The sequence below is a fragment of the Bacillus sp. NMCC4 genome (assembly GCF_002998555.1).
GTDB lineage: Bacteria > Bacillota > Bacilli > Bacillales > Bacillaceae > Bacillus.
Genome location: NZ_PVRA01000021.1, coordinates 1 through 933, shown reverse-complemented (window position 1 = coordinate 933; position 933 = coordinate 1). Strand labels below are relative to the sequence as shown.

Sequence of the window (933 nt, the reverse complement as noted above, 5' to 3'; positions counted from 1 at the left end):
AGGCAGACAGACGATGTTGTCTGATCTTTTCTTTGTGTTCCTCCCATACATGTCTTGAGATCACTTTTTGATGATTTTTCGATCTTGTACAGCTCTCAAGGAAAGGACACGATACGCATTTTTTAGGGTCTGATTTGTAGAACCTATAACCTTTTCGATCAGTTGTCGTATATAATAGCTTCTCGCCATTTGGGCATATGTAGTGATCAGATTCAGAATCATACTGAAATTTCCACTTCTCAAATAATCCTCTTGTTGGATGAAAGCGTCTATGTGCGATGACACCAAAAATATGGCGATCCGATAAACCTTTACAGATTGAGGTTGTCAAATAACCAGAATCAAGGGCAACAGCTTCTACTTGAAAACCAAATCGGGCGATTTGGTGATCCAATCGATCAAGATACGGAATAGAATCATGGATATTGCCGGGCGTGACATGGGCATCCGTGATGATATTGTACTTCATATCCGTTGTACGGTGGTCTAGGTAGAAAAAGCCTTCCGGTTTATTTTCACGATAAAGATAGCCACTCTCAGGGTCAGTCATACTTTGACGAATGTCTTTTTTCGTTTTCACCTCCTCTTTTACCTTTAAGGGCTTTTTTCCGTGTGCCACCCGATCTTCTTGGATCGCTTCTTCTAATTCATTTATATAGTTCTGGGTATCTTGTTCAATCGTTTTTCTCGTATATTTATGTTTATTGGCATTGGCTTTAAGATGAGTTGAATCAGAAAAAAGAACGCGGCCTCCTACCATATCATGATTGATGGCTTGAAGCACAATTTCATCAAAAATATCTTGAAAAATCGTTGTATCTTTGAATCGAGTACGACGATTCCAGCTAATGGTCGAGTGATGAGGAACGGGGTCATTGATGTTCAAACCTAAAAACCATCTATACGCCATGTTATAGTAAATTTCTTTTTCAA

General features: G+C 39.0%; 1 protein-coding gene. It reads right to left on the bottom strand.

Annotated elements, in window-relative coordinates:
* Nucleotides 1-933: IS1182 family transposase (locus C6Y02_RS19145; RefSeq protein WP_106031979.1), on the bottom strand; the 933-nt coding region annotated here is incomplete at both ends.